General features: G+C 57.2%; 20 protein-coding genes. 9 read left to right on the forward strand and 11 right to left on the reverse strand.

What is annotated here, in order from left to right:
• Positions 1–393 precede the first annotated feature (393 nt).
• The 3 genes from A9G06_RS20295 (at position 394) to yidZ (ending at position 3,054) form a co-directional block, all read left to right on the forward strand.
• Positions 394–720: a Bor family protein gene (locus A9G06_RS20295; RefSeq protein ID WP_083243852.1), complete on the forward strand. Its 327-nt coding sequence runs from the start codon at positions 394–396 to the stop codon at positions 718–720.
• Positions 721–737: 17 nt separating this feature from the next.
• A complete protein-coding gene (locus A9G06_RS20300) occupies positions 738–1,730 on the forward strand; it encodes a hypothetical protein (protein ID WP_139126322.1) in 993 nt (330 codons plus the stop codon).
• 349 nt (positions 1,731–2,079) lie between these two features.
• Positions 2,080–3,054 (forward strand): HTH-type transcriptional regulator YidZ, encoded by a 975-nt coding sequence (yidZ, locus tag A9G06_RS20305; RefSeq protein ID WP_069556421.1) that lies wholly within the window; start codon positions 2,080–2,082, stop codon positions 3,052–3,054.
• A 99-nt stretch (positions 3,055–3,153) separates the two neighbouring features.
• Here the strand turns inward: yidZ and ruvX are convergent, their stop codons facing one another.
• From ruvX to metK, 7 genes are all read right to left on the reverse strand, one after another.
• Positions 3,154–3,576 (reverse strand): Holliday junction resolvase RuvX, encoded by a 423-nt coding sequence (ruvX, locus tag A9G06_RS20310; protein WP_005343821.1) that lies wholly within the window; start codon positions 3,574–3,576, stop codon positions 3,154–3,156.
• 43 nt (positions 3,577–3,619) lie between these two features.
• Positions 3,620–4,174 (reverse strand): YqgE/AlgH family protein, encoded by a 555-nt coding sequence (locus tag A9G06_RS20315; protein WP_005349793.1) that lies wholly within the window; start codon positions 4,172–4,174, stop codon positions 3,620–3,622.
• A gap of 200 nt (positions 4,175–4,374) precedes the next feature.
• On the reverse strand, positions 4,375–5,325 hold the full coding sequence (gshB, locus tag A9G06_RS20320; RefSeq protein ID WP_069556422.1) for a glutathione synthase: 951 nt from the start codon (positions 5,323–5,325) through the stop codon (positions 4,375–4,377).
• Positions 5,326–5,425: 100 nt separating this feature from the next.
• Positions 5,426–6,157 (reverse strand): 16S rRNA (uracil(1498)-N(3))-methyltransferase, encoded by a 732-nt coding sequence (gene rsmE, locus A9G06_RS20325; protein ID WP_069556423.1) that lies wholly within the window; start codon positions 6,155–6,157, stop codon positions 5,426–5,428.
• 126 nt (positions 6,158–6,283) lie between these two features.
• Positions 6,284–6,988 (reverse strand): endonuclease, encoded by a 705-nt coding sequence (locus A9G06_RS20330; RefSeq protein WP_069556424.1) that lies wholly within the window; start codon positions 6,986–6,988, stop codon positions 6,284–6,286.
• A gap of 73 nt (positions 6,989–7,061) precedes the next feature.
• On the reverse strand, positions 7,062–7,601 hold the full coding sequence (locus A9G06_RS20335; protein WP_069556425.1) for a SprT family zinc-dependent metalloprotease: 540 nt from the start codon (positions 7,599–7,601) through the stop codon (positions 7,062–7,064).
• A gap of 68 nt (positions 7,602–7,669) precedes the next feature.
• Positions 7,670–8,821, reverse strand: coding sequence for a methionine adenosyltransferase (gene metK, locus A9G06_RS20340; protein ID WP_058052248.1), 1,152 nt, complete (start codon positions 8,819–8,821; stop codon positions 7,670–7,672).
• 349 nt (positions 8,822–9,170) lie between these two features.
• Between metK and tkt the strand changes: the two genes are divergently transcribed.
• From tkt to A9G06_RS21760, 3 genes are all read left to right on the forward strand, one after another.
• The gene (tkt, locus tag A9G06_RS20345) at positions 9,171–11,162 is read left to right on the forward strand and encodes a transketolase (RefSeq protein WP_069556426.1); all 1,992 of its coding nucleotides are present in this window, start codon (positions 9,171–9,173) and stop codon (positions 11,160–11,162) included.
• Positions 11,163–11,464: 302 nt separating this feature from the next.
• Entirely contained in the window at positions 11,465–11,833 is a 369-nt protein-coding gene (locus A9G06_RS22185) for a hypothetical protein (protein WP_139126323.1), read from the forward strand.
• Complete coding sequence (locus A9G06_RS21760; protein WP_043135577.1) at positions 11,833–12,114, forward strand: hypothetical protein; 282 nt, start codon at positions 11,833–11,835, stop codon at positions 12,112–12,114. The genes A9G06_RS22185 and A9G06_RS21760 overlap by 1 nt, the downstream gene beginning before the upstream one ends.
• Before the next feature lie 159 nt (positions 12,115–12,273).
• Here A9G06_RS21760 and A9G06_RS20350 read toward each other — a convergent pair whose 3' ends face one another.
• Positions 12,274–13,539, reverse strand: a complete 1,266-nt coding sequence (locus tag A9G06_RS20350) for a RidA family protein (RefSeq protein ID WP_069556427.1) — start codon at positions 13,537–13,539, stop codon at positions 12,274–12,276.
• A 1,288-nt stretch (positions 13,540–14,827) separates the two neighbouring features.
• Here A9G06_RS20350 and A9G06_RS20355 point away from each other — a divergent pair.
• A complete protein-coding gene (locus A9G06_RS20355; RefSeq protein WP_253182361.1) occupies positions 14,828–15,574 on the forward strand; it encodes a hypothetical protein in 747 nt (248 codons plus the stop codon).
• A 22-nt stretch (positions 15,575–15,596) separates the two neighbouring features.
• On the opposite strand, the gene A9G06_RS20360 is transcribed toward A9G06_RS20355, so the two are convergent.
• Together A9G06_RS20360 and A9G06_RS20365 are read right to left on the reverse strand one after the other, a co-directional pair.
• Positions 15,597–16,718 (reverse strand): anhydro-N-acetylmuramic acid kinase, encoded by a 1,122-nt coding sequence (locus A9G06_RS20360; protein WP_069556429.1) that lies wholly within the window; start codon positions 16,716–16,718, stop codon positions 15,597–15,599.
• A 312-nt stretch (positions 16,719–17,030) separates the two neighbouring features.
• Positions 17,031–18,356: a peptidoglycan DD-metalloendopeptidase family protein gene (locus A9G06_RS20365; RefSeq protein WP_069556430.1), complete on the reverse strand. Its 1,326-nt coding sequence runs from the start codon at positions 18,354–18,356 to the stop codon at positions 17,031–17,033.
• Positions 18,357–18,465: 109 nt separating this feature from the next.
• Between A9G06_RS20365 and tyrS the strand changes: the two genes are divergently transcribed.
• Positions 18,466–19,665 (forward strand): tyrosine--tRNA ligase, encoded by a 1,200-nt coding sequence (tyrS, locus tag A9G06_RS20370; RefSeq protein WP_069556431.1) that lies wholly within the window; start codon positions 18,466–18,468, stop codon positions 19,663–19,665.
• A 42-nt stretch (positions 19,666–19,707) separates the two neighbouring features.
• Here tyrS and A9G06_RS20375 read toward each other — a convergent pair whose 3' ends face one another.
• A complete protein-coding gene (locus A9G06_RS20375) occupies positions 19,708–20,643 on the reverse strand; it encodes a LysR family transcriptional regulator (protein ID WP_069556432.1) in 936 nt (311 codons plus the stop codon).
• 108 nt (positions 20,644–20,751) lie between these two features.
• Between A9G06_RS20375 and budA the strand changes: the two genes are divergently transcribed.
• A partial coding sequence (gene budA / locus A9G06_RS20380; RefSeq protein ID WP_069556433.1) for an acetolactate decarboxylase occupies positions 20,752–21,377 on the forward strand: 626 nt, incomplete at its 3' end.

A 21,377-nucleotide genomic window follows, 5' to 3' on the forward strand; every position in this document is an offset into this window, starting at 1 on the left:
GGCGGTGATGATGGCGATGGATTATTTAGTTGCCAGCTTTCTCACCAAACAATATCGCAACATACTTTCTGAAATGGAATGTTCTGACTTCTGCTTTTGCTGTAGACGCCAGCATGGCACCGTTAGATACTGCGATTCATAACAAGAAAGGCTAACTTGCATTCAATCCCTATTGAGGGGATGCAAGAGGTCGTACATTAAAATTGGCTTGAACAAACATCATTGCTCTGCGTTAACACGGGAAGTGTGGCAGATGATGCTGATAAAAAATCCTCATCACATATATCATTTCTAATTTTTACGGTCGTGACGCTGCTATCCCAATATTAGCGGCGCCATATCTGGCAGTCAAAATTTGATGATGTTATTGGCAGCACCAGCAAGGTAGTTTAAATGGTTAATTACAAAACGATCATTATCGTCTGCTTGACGGTTGTTAACTGTGGTTGTGCCAAACAGGTTGTCGATGTCAATGCCGCCCAGGCATTTACACTCGGTAACGAAAATAGTGTCAGTGCGACTGAGGTCACCAGCCACTTCTTCTTTTCAGATATTGATATTGGCCTGAACGAGCCTATAGACGCTGCGGCTATTTGTCACGGTGCCGAAAATGTTGTCAGGATCGAAACAGAACAATCCTGGCTTAATTCATTGGCCAGCGGGATTACCTACGGGGTTTATACTCCTCGAGAAGCCAGGGTTTATTGTTCCAAAAAATAATAGCGAGAAATTTTCTGATGATGGATAGTCATAAATGGGTATTGTTGGGGGCTTGCATGGCCACCCTGTCTGGTTGTGGTGGCTCAGATGATAACAAATCAACCACAGCGACCAGCGTTGCTCCTGTTCCCCATGTTGCAACAACACTTAAAGCAGGCATTGTGCTACCGCAGCCAGGGATTTACCAAGCGACGCTGCTTACACGCGATGATCCGCACCAGACATTGGTTAATTTCGCCGGCTTGGCAATCGTTTATCCACAACGTGATGCGCAGCTGCGTTGGGATATCTGGGTCGATGATGGCGCCGTGGCTACCTGGTGGCTTGGTCAGGCCGGAATGCAGTCCGATAGCACAGAGCCATCTACCCTGACGTTGACGCGCATTAGCAGAAATAAAGTGGCAGACAGTGCTGTTTTGACGCGGGATGATTCAGGAGCGCTGCTCGTGCCATCGAATTACCAGAGGCAAAGCAGAGTCCCCAATCAGGTCATGATCAAAACCATGCCCGTCATCAATGCAGAGGGTGAGCGAGTAAGATATTCTGCATTTGATCTTTCGAGTACCGGAATTACGGCATATCACAATTGGAATGGCCAGGTTGGCATTACAAAAGTTAACACAACGGATATTAAGTCAGAGACATGGTTGAACGGAAATGGCTTGGCAACCGATATGTTAGGTAATACCGAATTGACTAATAACGATGGCAAGTTGAGTGTCGTCATGGAACTGCCGTCAGCAGGTTGCACATTATTCGGTGAGGGAAAGGAAGAGAGCAATCACGCATTGAACAAGCTTACTTTTACCGGATTCGAGAAATGCAAGTTCGTTGAATATAATGATGCCAACTGGAGCCAGAGTGACTATAAAAATACGGCGGGTTTGGCACAGGTAAAAAACACGGCTGCCGCATATATTGCCGAGTTTAACGATGCAAGTAACAAGAACACATTAGTTATCGGATTTCCCGATTTGGATGGGGTCATATTTACTCTGAAAAAGGGATAAACATCCAGTCAGTCATATTCCATGGGGCGCAATAGCGCCTCATGGAATTTTTATCCGTTCTATTGCCGATTGATAACGGTGTTTCTGTCGCTCATCAGGCTACCTGCACGTCAGCGAGTTGTCAGATCCGTTGCAGGGGGCTCTTTCTGTGAACAATCTTGTTGGTCAGAATAGCTGACGGATCAGCGGAAGTGATTACCCATATCGTTTATTCTGCCAAGAGAGGTGTGACTCTTTCACTATCGGAGAGGTCGTATCTGTTGTTGAATGGGGCGGGAGTGGTCATTTACCGTGCCACTGACTGCATGGCGAATGGGGCGCCCGGAGTAATCATGTCGCAAGAGGTTGTATGCGAGCACTGAGTGAACTCGATTTGAACCTGCTGGTGGTGTTCAAATATCTGATGGCCGAACGCAGCGCCGCAGGTGCGGCTACGCTGCTCGGTGTCACGCCTTCCACTGTGAGCAAGTCGCTTGCCAAATTACGGGAGTGGTTTGGCGATCCGCTGTTTGTGCGGGGACGCAAAGAGTTGCAACCCACTAATCTGGCTTTTGCCCTGGAAGAAGAGCTGAAAGTCTGGTTTCCCCTTACCGAACGGATCGCCTCACTCAATAGCGAAGCGATCCCCGATGGCGCCCGCTTCAGTCTGGTGATGCAATCCCCGTTCTACAACAGCTTGCTCAGTGATTTGCCGATGGCCATCCATGAGAAGTATCCCAACTCTGTGGTCAAAATGCTGGGATGGAACCGCAACTCTCTCAATGACGTTGTCAACGGTGATGCGGATCTGGGGGTCTGTGTCCGCGAGAGTTATAGCCGTTCTCAGCTCAAGCTCAGTAATCTGCCCTATTACATCGATCATGAAGTGCTGTTTTGCGATCGGCCTGTGGTCTTCCTGCGCAAGGATCACCCCTTGCTCGAGCAGAAGTGGTCAATGGAGAATTTTCTCAATTGCCCTCATAGCAGTGTGGTGCTGGAGGTCAAGGAGACCTGGGGGCTGGATCTGCTGCTGGAGGATGAGGGGCTGATCCGTAAAGTCCCGGTCATGGTATCCAGCTTTGAGCAGTCATTGCACATTGCATCCCAGCCCGACAACAATCTGATCGCGGTCGCCCCCTCTTATTGCGCCGGACATGCAGCGAAATATCATCCCAATCTGATCACCAGACCACTGCCCCTGTCTGAAGCGCTCTATCAGCAACTGGAGCTCACTTTTATCCTGCTGTGGCATAAGCGTCACAATCAGGACGCCAAGGTGTTGTGGCTGCTCAATGAGATACGACGGCTCTATCACCGGGAGTCGATGCCCGTGGGCCGTCAATAAGGCGAACCGACCGGAGCCGAGGCTGATCAATCACAGGCGTAATGAGGGGATAATGCGAGACAAGGCAAGGGCGGCGACCCTTGCCTTGCTGTTGATGGTCTAGTTGTACTGCTCTTCCATCCAGGCTTCGACGATCAGCTGCGCCGATACCCCGTCCACGCTGCCTTTTTCCAGCGCGCGATAGCCGCCTCGCTCAAACAGGCGGGCGCGGGCATCTGTGGTGGTGAGTCGCTCATCCTTGAACTCCACCGGCTTGCCGAAACGGCCATGCAGCCGGTTGCCGAATTTGCGGGCTCGTACTGTTATCTCCTGATCGGTGCCATCCATGTTCAGCGGCAGGCCGACCACCAGCAGGTCCGGTTGCCACTCCTTGAGCAGCTTCTCAATCTCGTCCCAGTTGGGGATGCCGTCGTTGGCCTTGAGGGCGCGCAGAGGCTGGGCTGTGCCAGTCAGCTCCTGACCGATGGCGACGCCAATGCTCTTGGTGCCATAGTCAAAGCCCATGATGCTGCGTGATGACATAACTGATAAATCCTCGAAATAGAGAGCGGAGCGGGCCAGCCGATCAGCTGTGGCCGATATCGCTGGAGAGGTGAACCGGGTTCACCCCTATGCTGGCGGCAGCTTGCTGCCAACGTTTGTGAATGGGGGTCTTGAACACCAGAGCCGGATTGGGGGGGATCACCAGCCAGGCGCCATCCACCAGCTCCTGTTCCAGCTGCCCTGCGCTCCAGCCGGCATAGCCAAGGGCCACCAGCCAATGGGCAGGAGCCTCGCTCGTACCCAGGGTTTCCAGAATATCCTTGGAGGTGGTCACCATCATCTCATCCCCCACCTGCAGGGTGGAGTTGAAACCGGGGCGGAAGCTGTGCAGCACGAAGCCGCGATCGGCGTGAACCGGCCCCCCTTGCAGCACCGGCTGCTTGAGCTCCGGGTTGTTGGGCGGGTTGAGCTGGAGCTGGGTCAGCATGGTTTCCAGCGACATCTCCACCGGAATGTTGACGACCAGTCCCATGGCGCCCTCTTCGTTGTGTTCGCACAGATAGACCAGCGAGCGCTCGAAGTAGGGATCCGTCAGGCTTGGCATGGCAAGCAGGAAGTGATTTTGCAGTGTTTGCATAGAGGCCAAATAGTGCAAAGGTATTTGAGGTCAATTATGGCAGTTGATCCCCATGGGAAAAACCGCTTTTTGGGCTGGGCGAGATCCCGCTCCTTTCCGGATTGCCTTTAAACAGAGAGGGTGGCGCCGGGCCACCCTCTCTGTTTCCGGGCTTGTCGGGGGCGGTTACCCCTGAACAGGCCGGTTAGCCTGCCAGGTGATTACTGGGCCAGCCGACGCTCGATGGCATCCATCAGCATGCCGGTGATATGCACGTCGAAGGCCGCTTCAATCTCGCGAATGCAGGTCGGGCTGGTGACGTTAATCTCGGTCAGGCGATCGCCGATGATGTCGAGGCCGACGAAGATGAGGCCTTTCTCTTTTAACGTCGGGCCCACCGCGCGGGCGATGGCCCAGTCGGCCTCGCTCAGGGGGCGCGCTTCACCACGGCCACCGGCCGCCAGATTGCCACGGGTCTCACCTTGCGCCGGAATACGGGCGAGGCAGTAGGGAACCGGTTCACCATCCACCACCAGCACCCGCTTGTCGCCATCCTTGATGGCGGGCAGATAGGTCTGCGCCATGCAGTACTGGCTGCCGTGGGCGGTCAGGGTCTCGATAATCACGCCGACGTTGGCGTCATCTTCCTTCATGCGGAAGATGGAGGCGCCGCCCATGCCATCCAGCGGCTTGAGGATCACGTCCTTATGCTTCGCGTGGAAGGCGCGCAGCTTGTCGGCACGGCGGGTCACCAGCGTGGTCGGGGTGTGCTCGGCAAACCAGGCGGTGTAGAGCTTCTCGTTGGCGTCGCGCAGGCTCTGCGGCTTGTTGACGATAAGGCAACCCTCATCCTCGGCCCGCTCCAGCATGTAGGTGGCGTAGATAAATTCGGTGTCGAACGGCGGATCCTTGCGCATCAGGATCACATCGAGGTTGGAGAGGGGCTGATCCACTACCTCGCCCAGGCTGTACCAGTCGGCATAGTCATATTTGACGGTCAGCGGGCGCATGGTGCCAAAGGCGCGACCGGCTTCCATGTAGAGATCCTTCATCTCCAGATAGAACAGCTCATAGCCGCGCTTTTGCGCCTCTTCGAGCATGGCAAAGCTGGAATCTTTCTTGATGTTGATGGCCGAGATGGGGTCCATCACGATGCCGAGTTTAATGGTCATCCGCTGTTCCTTTTTAATGGCTCGATAGGGTTGTAGGGTCGATTAGCGCAGCGTAATCGCCCGCTTGAGGCTGCGTCGATGCATGATGTGGCCGATAGTATCAAGCGAGATCGCCAAAACGGCACTGCAGCGCAGTGATCGCCGTCAGGGCGGCGGTTTCGGTGCGCAGCACCCGCGGCCCCAGCAGCATCTCTTTGAAATCTTCCTGCACGGTACGGGCGATCTCGTCGCTCGACAAGCCCCCTTCCGGGCCAATCAGCAGGCGCACGCCGTGCTCGGGAACGGGCAGGGTGTTGATGCTGTACTCGGCGCGCGGGTGCAGGTTGAGCTTGAGCTCTTTGGTCTCTTCCGCCAGCCAGGCGTCCAGCTCCATCGGCATGCGCACCTCTGGCACCACGTTGCGGCCGCACTGTTCGCAGGCGCTGATCACCACCTTCTGCCACTGTTCGCGCTTCTTCTCCAAGCGGTCGGCCGGCAGCTTGACGCCGCAGCGCTCGGAGAAGAGCGGGGTGATGCAGGTGACGCCCAGCTCCACCGATTTCTGGATGGTGAAGTCCATCTTGTCGCCACGGCTGATCACCTGACCGAGGTGGATGGCCAGCGGTGACTCTACTGACTGGACGTCGCAGCGGTCGATGGTCACTTCCACCGACTTCTTGCCGACGCTGGCGATGGTGGCGGGATATTGATTGCCATCGCCGTTGAACAGCTCGAGCTGCTGGCCCGGCTGCATGCGCAGTACCCGGCCGATATGGTTGGCGCCGTCTTCCGACAGGGCGATGGTCTGGCCAACTTGCAAGGTGGCCGGTTCATAGATACGTGGAATGCGCATGGCTGCTTGTCAGTCTCTTGCTTGGAAACCCTTCATATCCTGCTGCGAGGCGGCGAGCAAGGCTCACGCTGCGGTGAAGAAGGGTTTCATGATAGGAGGGGCGATCCCCTCCCTGGTCAAATGGGGTTATTGGCACTGCTTTTCAATATAGGGATTGGTATTGCCCTGCAGCTTGCCGATGCGGCGGTTGCGCTCGCACTCCCAGCCCTCTGCCGGGTACTGGCGATCCCAGCCTTCAAACAGTTTACGCTGTTGCGCTGCCAGACGCAGCCCATACTGTTGGCTCATGTAGAGGTAGGCGCGGGCAATCTGGCCCCGTACCGGCCCCTTGGGCGGCTGCACCCGACGATCCTTGAAATCCACCAGCATCTGGCACTGGCCGTACTGATCCGGCTTGCCGTTCCAGTCGGAGAAGCGGTAGTTGGCCCGATCGCCGTTCACCTCGCCAATGGCGGGGAAGAGGTTGTGCATGTCCCCCTCCATCTTGTTGAACTCGGGGCTCGCTTTTTCGCAGTTCTTGCGACCGCCATCCTGCCAGCATTGCAGCTGGTGGCCGAACTCCCAGGCGGGGACCACGTGTTCCCACTCGATGCGGGCGGCGCGCTTGGCCTGCTTGCGTGGCTCATAGCCGCAACTGGCGAGATCCGGGCTCATTTTCTTGCCCTGATAGTCGATGTCGCAGCCGCAGTAGAAGGTGGTGACCGCAGGCTGGCTGCGATAGAGCTTGACCAGATCCTGCTTGGCTTCGCGAAAGGTCTGGGCGTGCAGAGGCGCGCTGAACAGCGGCAAACCGGCCAGCAGGGTCAGGGCGAGGGAGGAGATGAAACGCATGGGATTCCTTGCAAACGGGATGATTGACGAACGATGGCGGGCACCCTACCACAAGAGCGCGACACCGGCTGGCTTACTGTTCGGGCTCCGGCCGTTCCCGCTCCAGCGGCTGCTTGCAGCGGCGGCAGTGATAGCGGGCCTCGCCGCGCACCACCTTGTTGTGGCGGCGAACCGACAGCTGATGCTGCTGGCAGAGGCAGCGATAGGGGATGGTGCGCTGGGCCAGAACTGCCAGATCGAAGCTGTGGGTGGTTCTGGGCTCAAGGCCGAACACCTCCCGCATCACCGACTGCCACTGCTTGCCGTGGGGTAAGACCCTGTTTTTGCCGCGTCCTTCCCCCCACAGTGCATAGACCAGCAGATGGGCCACCTCGTGGGGCACTACCTCGGCCAGAAACGCCTGCTGGTTGGCCTGACAGAGGGCGGGATTGAAGCGCAGCTCCCAGGTTTGCAGCCGCGCCGATCCCGCCGCCCGACCGCGCATGTTGCAATGGACTTGCGGGCGGGGGAAGGTGCGGCCAAGGCGCGCTTCGGCCTGCACAAAGCAGGCGTCGACGCGTGCGAGCAGCTGCTGGTGCAGGGCGGGATCGAGGCGGGTAGGGGTGGCAGACATCGGGGTCTCGTCAAATGGCGGATAAGCAAAAGGGGAGCCAGGCTCCCCTTTTATCACAACAGCGAGCCTTACAGGCCAGCGGCGGAACGCAGCAGTTCGGCCTTGTCGGTCTGCTCCCACGGGAACTCGTCACGACCAAAGTGACCGTAGGCAGCGGTAGCCTGGTAGATCGGGCGCTTCAGATCCAGCATCTGGATCAGGCCATACGGGCGCAGTTCGAAGTGCTCGCGCACCAGCTTGACCAGCAGCTCTTCGGCGACCTTGGCAGTGCCGAAGGTCTCGACGCTGATGGAGGTCGGCTCGGCCACGCCGATGGCGTAGGAGATCTGGATTTCACAGCGATCGGCCAGACCGGCGGCAACGATGTTTTTGGCAACGTAGCGTGCGGCGTAGGCAGCGGAGCGGTCAACCTTGGACGGATCCTTGCCGGAGAAGGCGCCACCACCGTGACGAGCCATGCCGCCGTAGGTGTCGACGATGATCTTGCGACCGGTAAGACCGCAGTCACCCATCGGGCCGCCGATAACGAAACGGCCGGTCGGGTTGATGAAGTATTTGGTGTCCTTGTTGACCCACTCGGCCGGCAGCACCGGCTTGATGATCTCTTCGCGTACCGCTTCAACCAGATCTTTGTGGCTGATGGATTCGGCGTGCTGGGTAGACAGCACCACGGCATCGACACCGATGATCTTGCCTGCGTCGTCGTAGGCGAAGGTCAGCTGGCTCTTGGCATCCGGACGCAGCCACGGCAGGGTGCCATTCTTGCGCACTTCAGCCTGACGCTTTACCAGCAGGTGAGAGTAGGTGATGGGGGCTGGCATCAGCACGTCGGTTTCGTTGGTGGCGTAGCCGAACATCAGGCCCTGGTCGCCAGCGCCCTGCTCCAGCGGATCGCTGCGGTCAACACCCTGGTTGATGTCCGGGGACTGCTTGCCGATGGCGTTCAGCACGGCGCAGGAGTCAGCATCGAAGCCCATGTCGGAGTGGGTGTAGCCGATTTCACGTACGGTATCACGCACGATCTCTTCGATATCAACCCAGGCAGAGGTGGTTACTTCGCCGGCCACCATGACCATACCGGTCTTGACCAGGGTCTCGCAGGCAACACGGGCCTTGGTATCTTGCTTGAGGATGGCGTCCAGTACCGCATCGGAGATCTGGTCCGCAATCTTGTCGGGATGGCCTTCGGAGACCGACTCGGAAGTAAACAGCTTTGCCATGATTTTAATCTCAGCTTGTATGGGTTATCGCCACGGCAATAACCGGATGAATGGGATGGTGTAGAGGTATCTACATCTGGACGTCTATTTTAATTAGCGCCCCCCGTGATTGCCAGCACTATTTTGTCGCGCAGTGTCCAATGGGTCACAAGCGGTGCTCTCCTATCCCGAAAGGGATGGAAATCAAACGTTTTTCTCTGGTTGCTTTGGTCAATAGAGGGCAAGAAAAGCGATTGTCCTCCCAAAGCCACTTTATTCATCCAGATAATATTTGCACGCCGCGCGCCCTGCTGGGACAATAACGCGCCTTAATCTTGGCCATCAAATGAAGCAATCGCAGGAGATTCAGATGCCTTCTCGTAAAGAGCTTGCCAATGCCATTCGTGCATTGAGTATGGATGCCGTTCAAAAAGCCAACTCCGGTCACCCGGGCGCCCCCATGGGAATGGCGGATATCGCCGAAGTGCTGTGGCGTAGCCACCTCAGACATAACCCGAACAACCCCAAGTGGGCCGACCGCGACCGTTTCATTCTCTCCAACGGCCACGGCTCCATGCTGCTGTACTCCCTGCTGCACCTCTCCGGTTATGACCTCTCCATCGACGATCTGAAAAACTTCCGCCAACTGCACTCTCGCACCCCGGGTCACCCGGAGTACGGCTATGCACCGGGCGTGGAAACCACCACTGGCCCGCTGGGTCAGGGCATCACCAACGCCGTTGGTATGGCGATCGCCGAGAAAGCCATGGCTGAGCAGTTCAACCAGCCGGGCCACGACATCGTTGACCACTACACCTATGCCTTTATGGGCGACGGCTGCCTGATGGAAGGTATCTCCCACGAAGCGTGCTCCCTGGCAGGTACCCTGCAACTGGGCAAACTGATCGCGTTCTGGGATGACAACGGTATCTCCATCGACGGTCACGTAGAAGGCTGGTTCACCGACGACACCGTCAAGCGTTTTGAAGCCTACGGCTGGCACGTTATCCCGGCTGTTGACGGTCACAGCCCGGAAGCCATCAATGCCGCCATCGAAGCCGCTAAGGCCGAGACAGGCAAGCCGACTCTGATCTGCTGCCGCACCATCATCGGTTACGGTTCCCCGAACAAGTCCGGTTCCCACGACTGCCACGGCTCACCGCTGGGCAACGACGAGATCGCCGCTGCTCGCGCCTTCCTGAAGTGGGACCACGCGCCGTTCGTTATCCCGGCCGATATCGCTGCCGAGTGGAACGCTCAGGAGAAGGGGGCTGCACTGGAAGCTGACTGGGCTGCCAAGTTCGCCGCCTATGAAGCCGCTCACCCGACGCTGGCTGCCGAATTCAAGCGCCGCACCGCTGGTGAACTGCCGGCCAACTGGGCTGCCGAATCCGCCAAGATCATCGAAACCCTGCAAGCCAACCCGGCCAAGATTGCGACCCGTAAAGCGTCCCAAAACGCACTGGAAGCGTTCGGCAAGCTGCTGCCGGAATTCATGGGTGGCTCCGCTGACCTGGCGCCGTCCAACCTGACCATGTGGTCTGGCTCCAAGTCCCTGACCAACGACGATGCCTCCGGCAACTACATCCACTACGGTGTCCGCGAGTTCGGCATGTCCGCCATCATGAACGGTATTGCCCTGCACGGTGGTTTCATCCCCTACGGCGCCACCTTCCTGATGTTCATGGAGTATGCCCGTAACGCCCTGCGCATGGCCGCTCTGATGAAGCAGCGTTCCATCTTCGTTTATACCCACGACTCCATCGGTCTGGGTGAAGATGGCCCGACTCACCAGCCGGTTGAGCAGATCGCCTCCCTGCGTCTGACTCCGAACATGAGCACCTGGCGTCCGTGTGACCAGGTTGAATCTGCCATCGCCTGGAAACACGCCATCGAGCGTACCGACGGCCCGACCTCTCTGATCTTCTCTCGTCAGAACCTGGCCCAGATGGATCGTACTGCCCAGCAGCTGGCCGACACCGCCAAGGGTGGTTACGTGCTGAAGGATTGCGCCGGTACTCCGGAGCTGATCCTGATCGCCACCGGTTCCGAAGTGGAACTGGCCGTTGCCGCTTACGAGCAGCTGACTGCCAAGGGCCGTGCCGTGCGCGTGGTCTCTCTGCCGTCTACCGACGTGTTCGACGCTCAATCTGCCGAGTACAAAGAGTCTGTCCTGCCATCTTCCGTCACCAAGCGTGTGGCCATCGAAGCGGGCATCGCTGACTACTGGTACAAGTACGTCGGTTTCGGCGGCAAGATCATCGGTATGACCACCTTTGGTGAGTCCGCACCGGCCGAGCTGCTGTTCAAGGAATTCGGCTTTACCGTGGAAAACGTGGTTGCGACCGCTGAATCCCTGTAATCCCTGATTGCTTTGTATAGAACTGAAAAGCGCCTCCCTTGGGAGGCGCTTTTTTATTAATAGTTAAAATATTTATTTTCTACATGACTAGCCAATCTATTTTTAGCTGCATGTATATAAAAATTTATTGTTATTTTTAAATAACTAATTGTTCCAGTAGGTACTAAAGTTATTCTTTTTTGCAAATTTTTAATGGATTTTTTTTAATTCGTTTTTAACTGATCTCATTGTACTTTTATGTGGGTTTAATTTTTGTTTTGAAAAGGTTATAATAACGTCACTTTGTTTGTGGTGGATATATTATGGACCAAGCTGGTGGCGCTGAAATAATTACCTTTAGCTTTACATTGATCGAGGTTATATCACTTATTACGGGTGTAGCCTCTCTTGTATTAGGTGGGTTTGCGATTTGGCTAACATTGCACCTAAAAAAAGAGTCTGATAGCGTTAACAAGGAAACAAAAGAGCTTTTGATGGATATTCGTGTTGATGCGAAATCTGTTACAAGAGGGGTAATGAGTGAAATGGAAAAATGGGGTGATTTAGGGCGGACGGTTCTAACATCAACTTCAGATAAACACTTGTTTGGTGGTGTTGATGGAAGAGATACACCGCACTCAGCTAAAAGTCATGAAAAAGTATCAACTTCTCAAGTTAGGGGTGATTCATAATGGCAAATAATTTATTCATATCTTATGATTTATATGCTCCAAATCAAGACTATACAAGTTTGATTGATGAAATTAAATCATTAGGCGATTGGGCTTCCGTACAGCGATCATTATGGTACGTTAACTCTACTCTATCAGCTGAAGAGGCAGCGAAAAGACTTCGTGTTAAGATGGACTCTAATGATTCACTTGTTGTTATTAATACCGTGAACAATGAAGCATATTGGTATAACTTATCTGATGAAGTGGCAAAACATATCCAAAATTTTTGGAATCGATAAGATATTATGATTTTTATATGGCATGAAATCGTAGGTTCGATTAGCGAAGCGTAATCGGACGTTCGCGTTCTTTTAGACGGTGCCATAAAAATAATGCCCTTCCTGTTACCTAAAAAAGAGACCGGCATATAGCCGGTCTCTTTTTTATTTCCCGCAACATTACACCTGCGGCGGGGTGCTTTCCGCGTTGGACATCACCACATCAATTTGCACCAGGGCACCTGCGGGCAGTTCGCTGACTCCGAATACGGTGCGGGCAGGCAGATAACCCGGGAAATATTTGGTGTAGACGGCGTTGACCGCATCCAGATCGGCGATATTGGCGAGCTGGATATTGATCTTGACTATATCGTCCATCACATGGCCGATGCTCTCCACAATCGCCTTGATATTGCTCAGGCACTGGGTGGTCTGCTCCTTGATGCAGCCAGCCAGAATCTTGCCGGTGGCGGGGTCTATCGGCAGTTGGGCAGAGAGATGGTTGTAGTGGGAGAAGGCGACGGTCTGGGTGTGCAGCGGGCTGCTCGGTGCCTTGTCGGTATTGCGGGCACGGATCACCAGATTGTGACGATCTTCCACCAGTTGCGGCGGGGTGCCGTCACCGTGGGAGATGACCGCATCCATCTGCACTAGCGCCCCCATGGGCAGGGCGGCGGCACTGACCACAGAGCGGGCAGGCAGATAGGCCACGGCGCGGGCGATGGCGGAGTCGGGGAAGAAGGTGGTGTAGACCTCGTTGACGGCTTCCAGATCGGCCAGATCGGTCAGATAGACGGTGACCTTGACGATATCGTCAAACGGCACGTCGATGCTCTCCAGCACCGCCTTGATATTGCGCAGGCACTGGCCCGCCTGCTCCTTGATGCCACCGGCAACCAGCAGGCCCGAGGCCGCATCGACCGGCAGCTGGGCGCCGATATTGTTGTAGTGGGAGAAGGCCACGGTGTGGGTCGAGAGCGGATTGTGCGGCGCCTTGTCACTGTTACGGGCCAGTTTAACCAGCGGGCAAGGATCTTGCGGGAAGGTACCTTCGCCGTTGGAGATGATGGCATCGATCTGCACCAGCGCGCCCAGCGGCAAGGCGGCGACGGCGAGGGTGGTGCGGGTCGGCAGATAGCCCGGGAAGAATTCGCGATAGACGGCGTTGACCGCCTCCAGATCCGCCATCTCTTTCAGGAAGATGGTCGCTTTGACCATATCGTCCATCACATGGCCGATGCTCTCGATGATCGCTTTGAGGTTGCTCAGGCACTGTCTGGCCTGCGCGGTGACATCGCCACTCACCATCTTGCCGGTGGCGGGATCGACCGGCAGCTGGGCGGAGATATTGTTGTAATGGGAGAACGCCACCGTTTGGGTGCAGGGGCCCAGATCCTGGGGTGCATGGGGGGTATTTCTTGCCGACTTGATGATGGTGCCACTCATAGATATGCCTCTTTTTAATATTTGTTGTTCATTCAGGTACAGGTTTACCCCATCTTGTTGTGCGCCACGGCCACTGTGCCAGCGGCGGCATCCCCGGTTATTATTTGTGATCCACTCAATTACTGAGAGGAATAAGGGAGAAGAGGACAGGGTAGATATTTCAGACGCTGCGATTCTATGAGTGGCTATCAGGGGTTGCAAACCGCTGATTGCATTTCTATGAGATGGCTCAATGGGCGCAAATTTAATCATATTGCTATTCAATTCACCCGAAATCGTAGCCAACTTGTGCGCAAATGGTGCCGAACCGGCGGACAGCCTTGTCCTGACTGGGTTTGCTCTCCCCCTCTTCGGGATATTGGCGTGTGAATAAAGGGTTAATATTATGCGCTGATGTGCAAATAATGCATATTATGGTGCATGGATATCTGTTTTCAGCTCTTTTAAGGGGCTATGAAAATTTCCGTGAATATGCATATCAACATTATTAAAGATACCTCTGGAATATAATTCACGGCTTTTGCATTCCTCTCTGTTAATGATAATTCCGGCATACTCGATGACGCCTTGCTGGCAGCCTAGATCTGTTATTAACGCCATAAAATTCTATGCCATGAATTTGCACGGCGGATCTGCCCCTGCTGCACAGGAGTGGGAAGCATGGCGTTGGCGTGACGGTGTGCGGGAACGGTTGCATTGGATGAGAGGTGGCGTTGGATGAGGGGCGGTGGTGGCAATTCGATTCTCTTCACGCCGGTTGCATCCTCCGATGGGGGGGGTTGCCCCACGTCGTCGTTTTTTCCACTTTTTGCGAGTTTGTCCGACCTGTCCTTTATCTGTGGCTGGTTGTGATGATTGGGATGGTTTTCAGGGCTCTAGAACAGTTCAGATGATTTCGCATGCACAAAGCTCAATATGTTGTTTTTAAAGGAAAATGAGTCAAAAAATGGATTTATCGACCGCTTTTTATGGTTTCTTGATGAAACTGTTAATTAGTGGCGTGATTGCGAGTCAGGTCGCTTTTTTAACTCGCTATTAATCGTATGATTAATAAGGTAATCAAGGAGCCCTGACGGAGAGCATCGATGCACCGGCAGGCCATTGCCCAGGATTGGCAAGCGAGATCGCGTCGCGATCATCATTACCTGACTGTGGAGGATTTATGCTGGGTTTCGTTCTGGGCGATATGTATTGTCAAACATCTGGGCAGCGGTTACCTCCTCGCCTGGGAAAGAGCTTTCCCATTCCTGCCGATTACCGACTGCGCGGCCGGGTATCAGCCGCCATCATGACCATCGAGAGCCTGCTCGATACCCCTTATCCGCAAAAGCAGTTTCGTGATCTGGTCTTTGGCGCCTTTATCGAGCGCCAGCGTCGGCTGTTTGGCGAACATGTGATTGTGGCCCGCATGGAAGGGGAGGAGGGGCTGGAGCTGTCGATTGATCTCTCGTTTGTCAGCACCGCCGTACCTGTGGGCCTGCTGGCTATCTCTGAAGAGCTGGCCCTCGCCACGGCGCCGCGTCCCAAGAAGAGCCATCCCCACTACGATGCGCTGTGCAAGGCGATCGACTGCATGGTGATGCTGATGTTTTATGGCAAGGTGATCCGCCAGCGTAATACGGTGTTGGAAAATATCGGCCATCAGTTTGGTTATCAGCCCGCGGCGACCCTGACAGCGCGCGTTGGCAAGGGGGGGGTGGATGATTACGATGCCTTCATGGTCAATATCATGACCTGTATTGCTCACTCCAACTCGCTCAAGGAGGCGCTGGAGAACGCCAGCCGGATGGGAATTCAGGAGCCCGCTTTCTTCTGCATCGTCGGGGCGATTGCCAGCACCCTGTGGGGCGTACCCAGACAGTGGGCGTATCAAGCCTCACAGCTGATCCATCGATCCCACCACCACTACATCCAGAATCTGCTTCGCTGTGAAACCCGTGCCGGGCGGCGCCATATCAATCTGGAGCCGCCAAAGCCCCCGCTGTTTGCACCGATCCGGCAACAGGTTGTGCGTCTGTTCAAGGGGGCACACTGATCCGCAGCCCCCTTGTCATCACTCAGGCGGGATAAAGGGCACCCAGCACAGCCGGACGGCTGGCGCCGGTGACGGCGGGCAGGTTGCCCGGTTTGCGGTGAACAAAGCACATGGCCAGCCAGGCAAAGGCAGCGCCTTCCACCCAGTCGGGGGCAAGGCCCAGCTCGGCAGTGCTGGCGATGCGCCATGCAGGCAGCAGGCTGGTCAGCTCCTTCAGCAAGGGAGCGTTATGGGCGCCGCCGCCGCAGACAAACAGCTCGGCTTTCGGCTGGCTGGTACCGACTGATTCGGGCCGGGCGGGCAGTTGGCGGGCGATGCTGTGGCAGGTGAGCGCCTGCAGGGTGCGCTGCACATCCACGGGGGCGTATGAAGTGCCTGCCAGCTCGCCATCGAGCCAATCGAGGGTAAACATCTCCCGTCCGGTGCTCTTGGGGGCGGGGGCGGCGAAATAGGGGTGAGCCAGCAGTTTCTCCAGCAGGGCCGGGATGGGCTTGCCACTGGCGGCCCATTTGCCACCGGCGTCATAGCTGCCGCCGTGGGGCTGATGGCGGCGATACCAGCCATCGAGCAGGGTGTTGGCCGGGCCGGTATCAAAACCATATACCCCGCCCGGATTGCCCGGCAGCACCGAGATATTGGCGATGCCGCCGAGGTTCAGTACCACCCGCAGGGCGCCGGGCTTGGCAAACAGCGCCTGATGGAAGGCGGGCACCAGCGGCGCCCCCTGACCGCTGAGGGCCATATCCATGGTGCGAAAATCGGCGATAACGTCGATGCCGGTCAGGGCGGCCTGCAGGGCGGCGTTGCCGATCTGCAGGGTAAAGCCAAGCTGGGGGCGATGGCGGATGGTTTGGCCGTGGCTGCCGATGGCGCGAATATCTTTGGGCTCAAGCTTCGCCTTGGCCAGCAGCGCGTGGGTGGCGGCGGCAAACTCTCGCGCCACCAGATTATCGGCCACCCCCATGCGGTCGATTTCGTTGTCGCCCGGGGTGCAGAGGGCATGCAACGTGCGGGCGGTCTCTTGCGGCCAGGGGTGGCAAAGCGCCGCTTCGACCCGCAGTTCATCCCCGGCGATCATCACCAGCACGGCATCAATGCCGTCCATGCTGGTTCCCGACATCAGACCGATATAGCGTTCAGCCATGTGTCTCCTTACATTGCTGCTTGAAAATGCGGTGTGCAGAGAGGGTGAAGAGGGGAACGGCTTTCATCCCATGCCACATGGCGTGGTCTTTGACATCAGACCGATATAACGCTCAACCATGGGGCATCCTCAATGCGGACCGGAAAAAGAGTGAGAGAGACAGGATAGATAAGCCCTTACTTCCGTGCCACATGCCGCTCTCGGTGTTCCATCTCATCTTATGCCTGAAAGTGGACTCATTTCAATCTGATTGCCTAGCGCGAGCTCAATAAAAGGGGCTGGCAGGGCCTTCACCCTGCCAGCCCTGATGGCTTAGTTGCCGCGACTATCCCGCTTGTTCTGGGCCAGCTGCAGCTCGGGGTTGTCGAGCTTGGCCAGTTGCGGCATCGCCAGCTTTTTGAAGTTGGCCAGCTCGCGTCCGCTCAGGGTCTCTGCCTGTGGCAGGGTGAGGGTGCGCGGGTTCTTGTGAATGCCGCCCACCACGAATTCGTAGTGCAGGTGCGGGCCGGTGACGCGACCGGTGCCACCCAGAGTGCCGATGGTCTGTCCCTGCTTCACCCGCTGCCCCTTGTTGACGGTGCGCTTGGAGAGGTGCAGGTACTTGGTCACATAGTTGCCGGCATGCTTGATAAAGACGTAGTTGCCGTTGAACTGGTTGTAACCGGCGGCCACCACGCTGCCTGAGCCCGCCGCCATGATGGGGGTTCCCACTGGCGCCACATAGTCGATGCCGTTATGGGGGCGGATCTTGCCGGTCACCGGATGGAGGCGGCGCGGGTTGAAGTTGGAGCTGATGTATTTGAAGTTGACCGGCGCACGCAGGAAGCTCTTGCGCATCGCCTTCCCTTCCGGGGTGTAGTAGTTGCCATCTTCATTGAGCACGGCGCGGTAGGCGGTGCCCTGGTTGACGAACTCCGCCGCCAGAATATCGCCGGAGGCGACCCGCTCGTCGTCGCGGAACTTGTCTTCATAGACCACCCGGAAGCTGTCCCCCGGCTGCAAGTCCTGGGCAAAGTCGATGTCCCAGCCGAAGATGGCGGCCAAGTCCATGATCTGATCTTCGGTCATCCCCGCATCCACCGCGGCGCCCCAGAAGCTGGAGCGGATCTCCCCTTTGCTCACCTGTTCGCGGGTGTCGAGGGCGATTTTGACGTTGCGGGCGACAAAGGTCTCCTCCTTGCGGCTCACCTTGAGCGCCTGCTCCAGACTGTGGGGGTAATAGAGGCTGTGCAGCTCGCCGTTCTCGGTGAGCTTGAAGGTGAGCTCCTGCCCAGGTTGCAGCATCCGCAGGGGATCGCTGCCCTCGAGCTGATCGATCAGGTGCAGATCCGTGGTGCTCAGGCCAATGCGCTGGAAGATCAGCCCCATGTTGTCGCCACGGCGCACCTTCACCTGCTTGGTGATGTAGCGCGGCTTGGGCGGGGTAACGGGCTGGGCGGCTTCGGCCGTCAGCTCGTCGTTTAGCGAGTTGTCGTTAGTCGGTTCCCGCAGGGCAATCTCGTTGCCGTTTTCATCGACCCGGGTGGCGACCGCCTGTTCGCTTGGCCAGGCAGCCAGCATCATGATCATGATGCTCAAGATCAGCACCATCTTGCGGTGCCAGTGGGGGAGTGCGTTGAAGGCGTGCCAAATAACCATGAGAAGCAGATGAAGTCGGGCAGAATGGACGGATTTTACAGCCTTTCCAATTGGCCCGCCATTCCAGTAATATGTTTGGCCCTGTGGAATCGTGATGGAGAGTCAAAAAATGTCCCAGCTCGAGGTGGCGCTAGCCGAGATCAAGCGCGGAGCGGAAGAAATTCTGGTTGAAGAAGAACTTGTCGCCAAGTTGAAGGAAGGGCGCCCGCTGCGCATCAAGTTGGGCATGGACCCGACGGCCCCCGACATTCACCTGGGTCATACCGTGATCCTCAACAAGCTGAAGACCTTCCAGGATCTGGGCCACGAGATCATCCTGCTGATCGGTGACTTCACTGCCATGGTGGGTGACCCCTCCGGCAAGAACGCCACCCGTCCGCCGCTCTCCGAAGAGGCCATCAAGCATAACGCCCTCACCTATGCGGAGCAGGCGTTCAAGATCCTCGACCCGGCCAAGACCCGCATCGAGTACAACTCGACCTGGCTGAGCGAGCTGGGTGCGACCGGCATGATCAAGCTGGCGGCCAAGCAGACCGTGGCCCGCATGATGGAGCGCGACGACTTCAAAAAGCGCTACACCGGCGGCCAATCCATCGCGATTCACGAATTCCTCTATCCGTTGCTGCAAGGCTATGACTCGGTCGCGCTGAAGGCGGACGTCGAGCTCGGCGGTACCGACCAGAAGTTCAACCTGCTGATGGGCCGTGAGCTGCAAAAAGATGCCGGCATGGCGACCCAGTGCGTGCTGATGATGCCGCTGCTGGTGGGTCTGGATGGCGTCAAGAAGATGTCCAAGTCCGCAGGCAACTACATCGGCGTCCACGACGCTCCGGGCGAGATGTTCGGCAAGATCATGTCCATCACCGACGATCTGATGTGGAACTACTACGAGCTGCTCTCCTTCCGTCCGCTGGCCGAAATCGAAGAGTTCAAGGCAGGCATCGCTGCCGGTACTCTAAACCCGCGCGATGTGAAGATCTGGCTGGCCAAAGAGATCATCGCCCGTTATCACGACGAAGCGGCGGCTGAAGCGGCCCACGAAGATTTCACCCAGCGCTTCTCCAAGAACGCCATCCCGGACGAGATGCCGGAAATCGAGCTGGCTCTGGAAGGCGAAGGTCTGGCCATTGCCAACCTGCTGAAAGAGGCCGATCTGGTGGCCACCACCTCTGAAGCGCTGCGGATGATCAAGCAGGGCGCGGTCAAGGTGGATGGCGAGAAGCTGGAAGATGGCAAGGCACTCATCGGTGCCGGTACCGCCGTCTATCAGGTCGGCAAGCGCAAGTTTGCCCGGGTGACTGTCAAATAAGCAGTACTGTTAAGTAAACCGTAGCTCCATGCGAGCCGGTCATCAGGCCTGCTCACCCTTGGTTAACAGGGCCTCCTTCGGGAGGCCTTGTTGTATCTGGGCGGCACGGATCTGGGCGATAAAGAGCCGCAGCACGGCACTGCTTGGGTGTGGCCGTGTCGCCAGACTGATGCTGGTCATCATGCCGTTGCCCTCAATGGGGTGATAACTGACCCCGAGCGGGCGCAACGCCGCCACCGAGCTGGGCACCAGAGTCACGCCAAAGCCCGCCTGCACCATGCCGACGGTAGAGATCACCTGCGGGCATTCGGGCCCCAGTATCGGCTCAAACCCCGCCTCCCGACAGAGGCCCACGATGCCGTCATAGAGCCCGGGCCCGATGGCGTGGGGAAACAGAATAAAACTCTCATCCTTCAGGCTGGCCAGTGGCAAGGGGCCCGGCTTGGCCTTGGGATGGCTGGTGGGCAGGGCGATCAGCAGCGGCTCCTGCTCTATAAGGTGGTGGGCAAAGCCCTCGCTACCGCGGCAGGGGAGCCGCAAGATGGCGGCATCCAGCCGATCGTTGCGCAGCGCCTCCACCAGTGCCGGCATGGTGCCCTCCTGCGGGCTGAGGGCCACCTCGGGGTAGCGCTCCCGATAGTCGTGCAGCAGGGTCAGCACCGCGGGGTGGAGCACGGTGGAACCGGCAAAGCCGATCCGCAGCGCCCCCTGCTCGCCCCGGGCAATCCGCTTTACCTTCAGTTTTGCCGCATCGGCCAGCGCCAGGATCTGCGCCGCATCCCGATAGAGGCTCTCGCCCGCCTCGGTCAGCTCGACACTGCGGGTCAAACGGCGCAGCAGCGGGGTGCCCAGGGTCTCCTCCAGCTTGCGGATCTGCTGGCTCAGGGGCGGCTGGGCCATGTTGAGTGATTCGGCTGCGCGGGTGAAATTCTGCTTTTCAACAACGGCCATGAAGTAGCGGAGCGTACGAAGTTCCATATCGATTGAGTCTCAAAGTCATGGGATCAGCGTATTGGTGTTGAAATGTGAACCAAGTCACCATTGGATCCGAACGCTAACAGGATTCACGGTGGAGGTGAAACCCGAATGGAACATATTGCAACATCTGACAGTGCCGGGTGCAGCTGTGCCCTCGAAGTGAGCCAGCAGTTTTCCCGCTGGCGCAGGCAGCATGATGGTGGCGAGATCTATCAGAGTTCCCTGATGAGCGCCCTGCTGGCGGGGGTCTACGAAGGGGAGACCACCATGAGCGAGCTGCTGCGCCACGGCGACTTTGGCCTCGGCACCTTCAACCACCTCGATGGCGAGCTGATCGCCTTCGAGCGGCAGATCCACCAGTTGCGCTCCGATGGCTCGGCCCGGCCCGCCCGCGCCGATCAGAAGACCCCTTTTGCGGTGATGACCCATTTTCGCCCCTGTCTGGAGCGTCGCTTCGATCACCCTCTCAGCCGTGACGAGATCCACCAGTGGGTGGATCGACTTGTGGGATCCGACAACGTCTTCGTCGCCCTGCGCCTCGACGGCCAGTTTGAGACGGCCAAGGTGCGCACCGTGCCGCGTCAGGAGCCCCCCTATCGCCCCATGCTGGAAGCCATCGAACAGCAGCCGCTGTTCCGCTTTGCCGCGGTGGCGGGAACCCTGGTGGGTTTTCGCTGCCCGCCGTTCGTGCAGGGGGTCAATGTGGCGGGTTTTCACGAACACATGATCACCGC

The sequence above is a fragment of the Aeromonas sp. DNP9 genome (assembly GCF_001728955.1).
GTDB classification, from domain to species: Bacteria; Pseudomonadota; Gammaproteobacteria; order Enterobacterales; family Aeromonadaceae; genus Aeromonas; species Aeromonas veronii.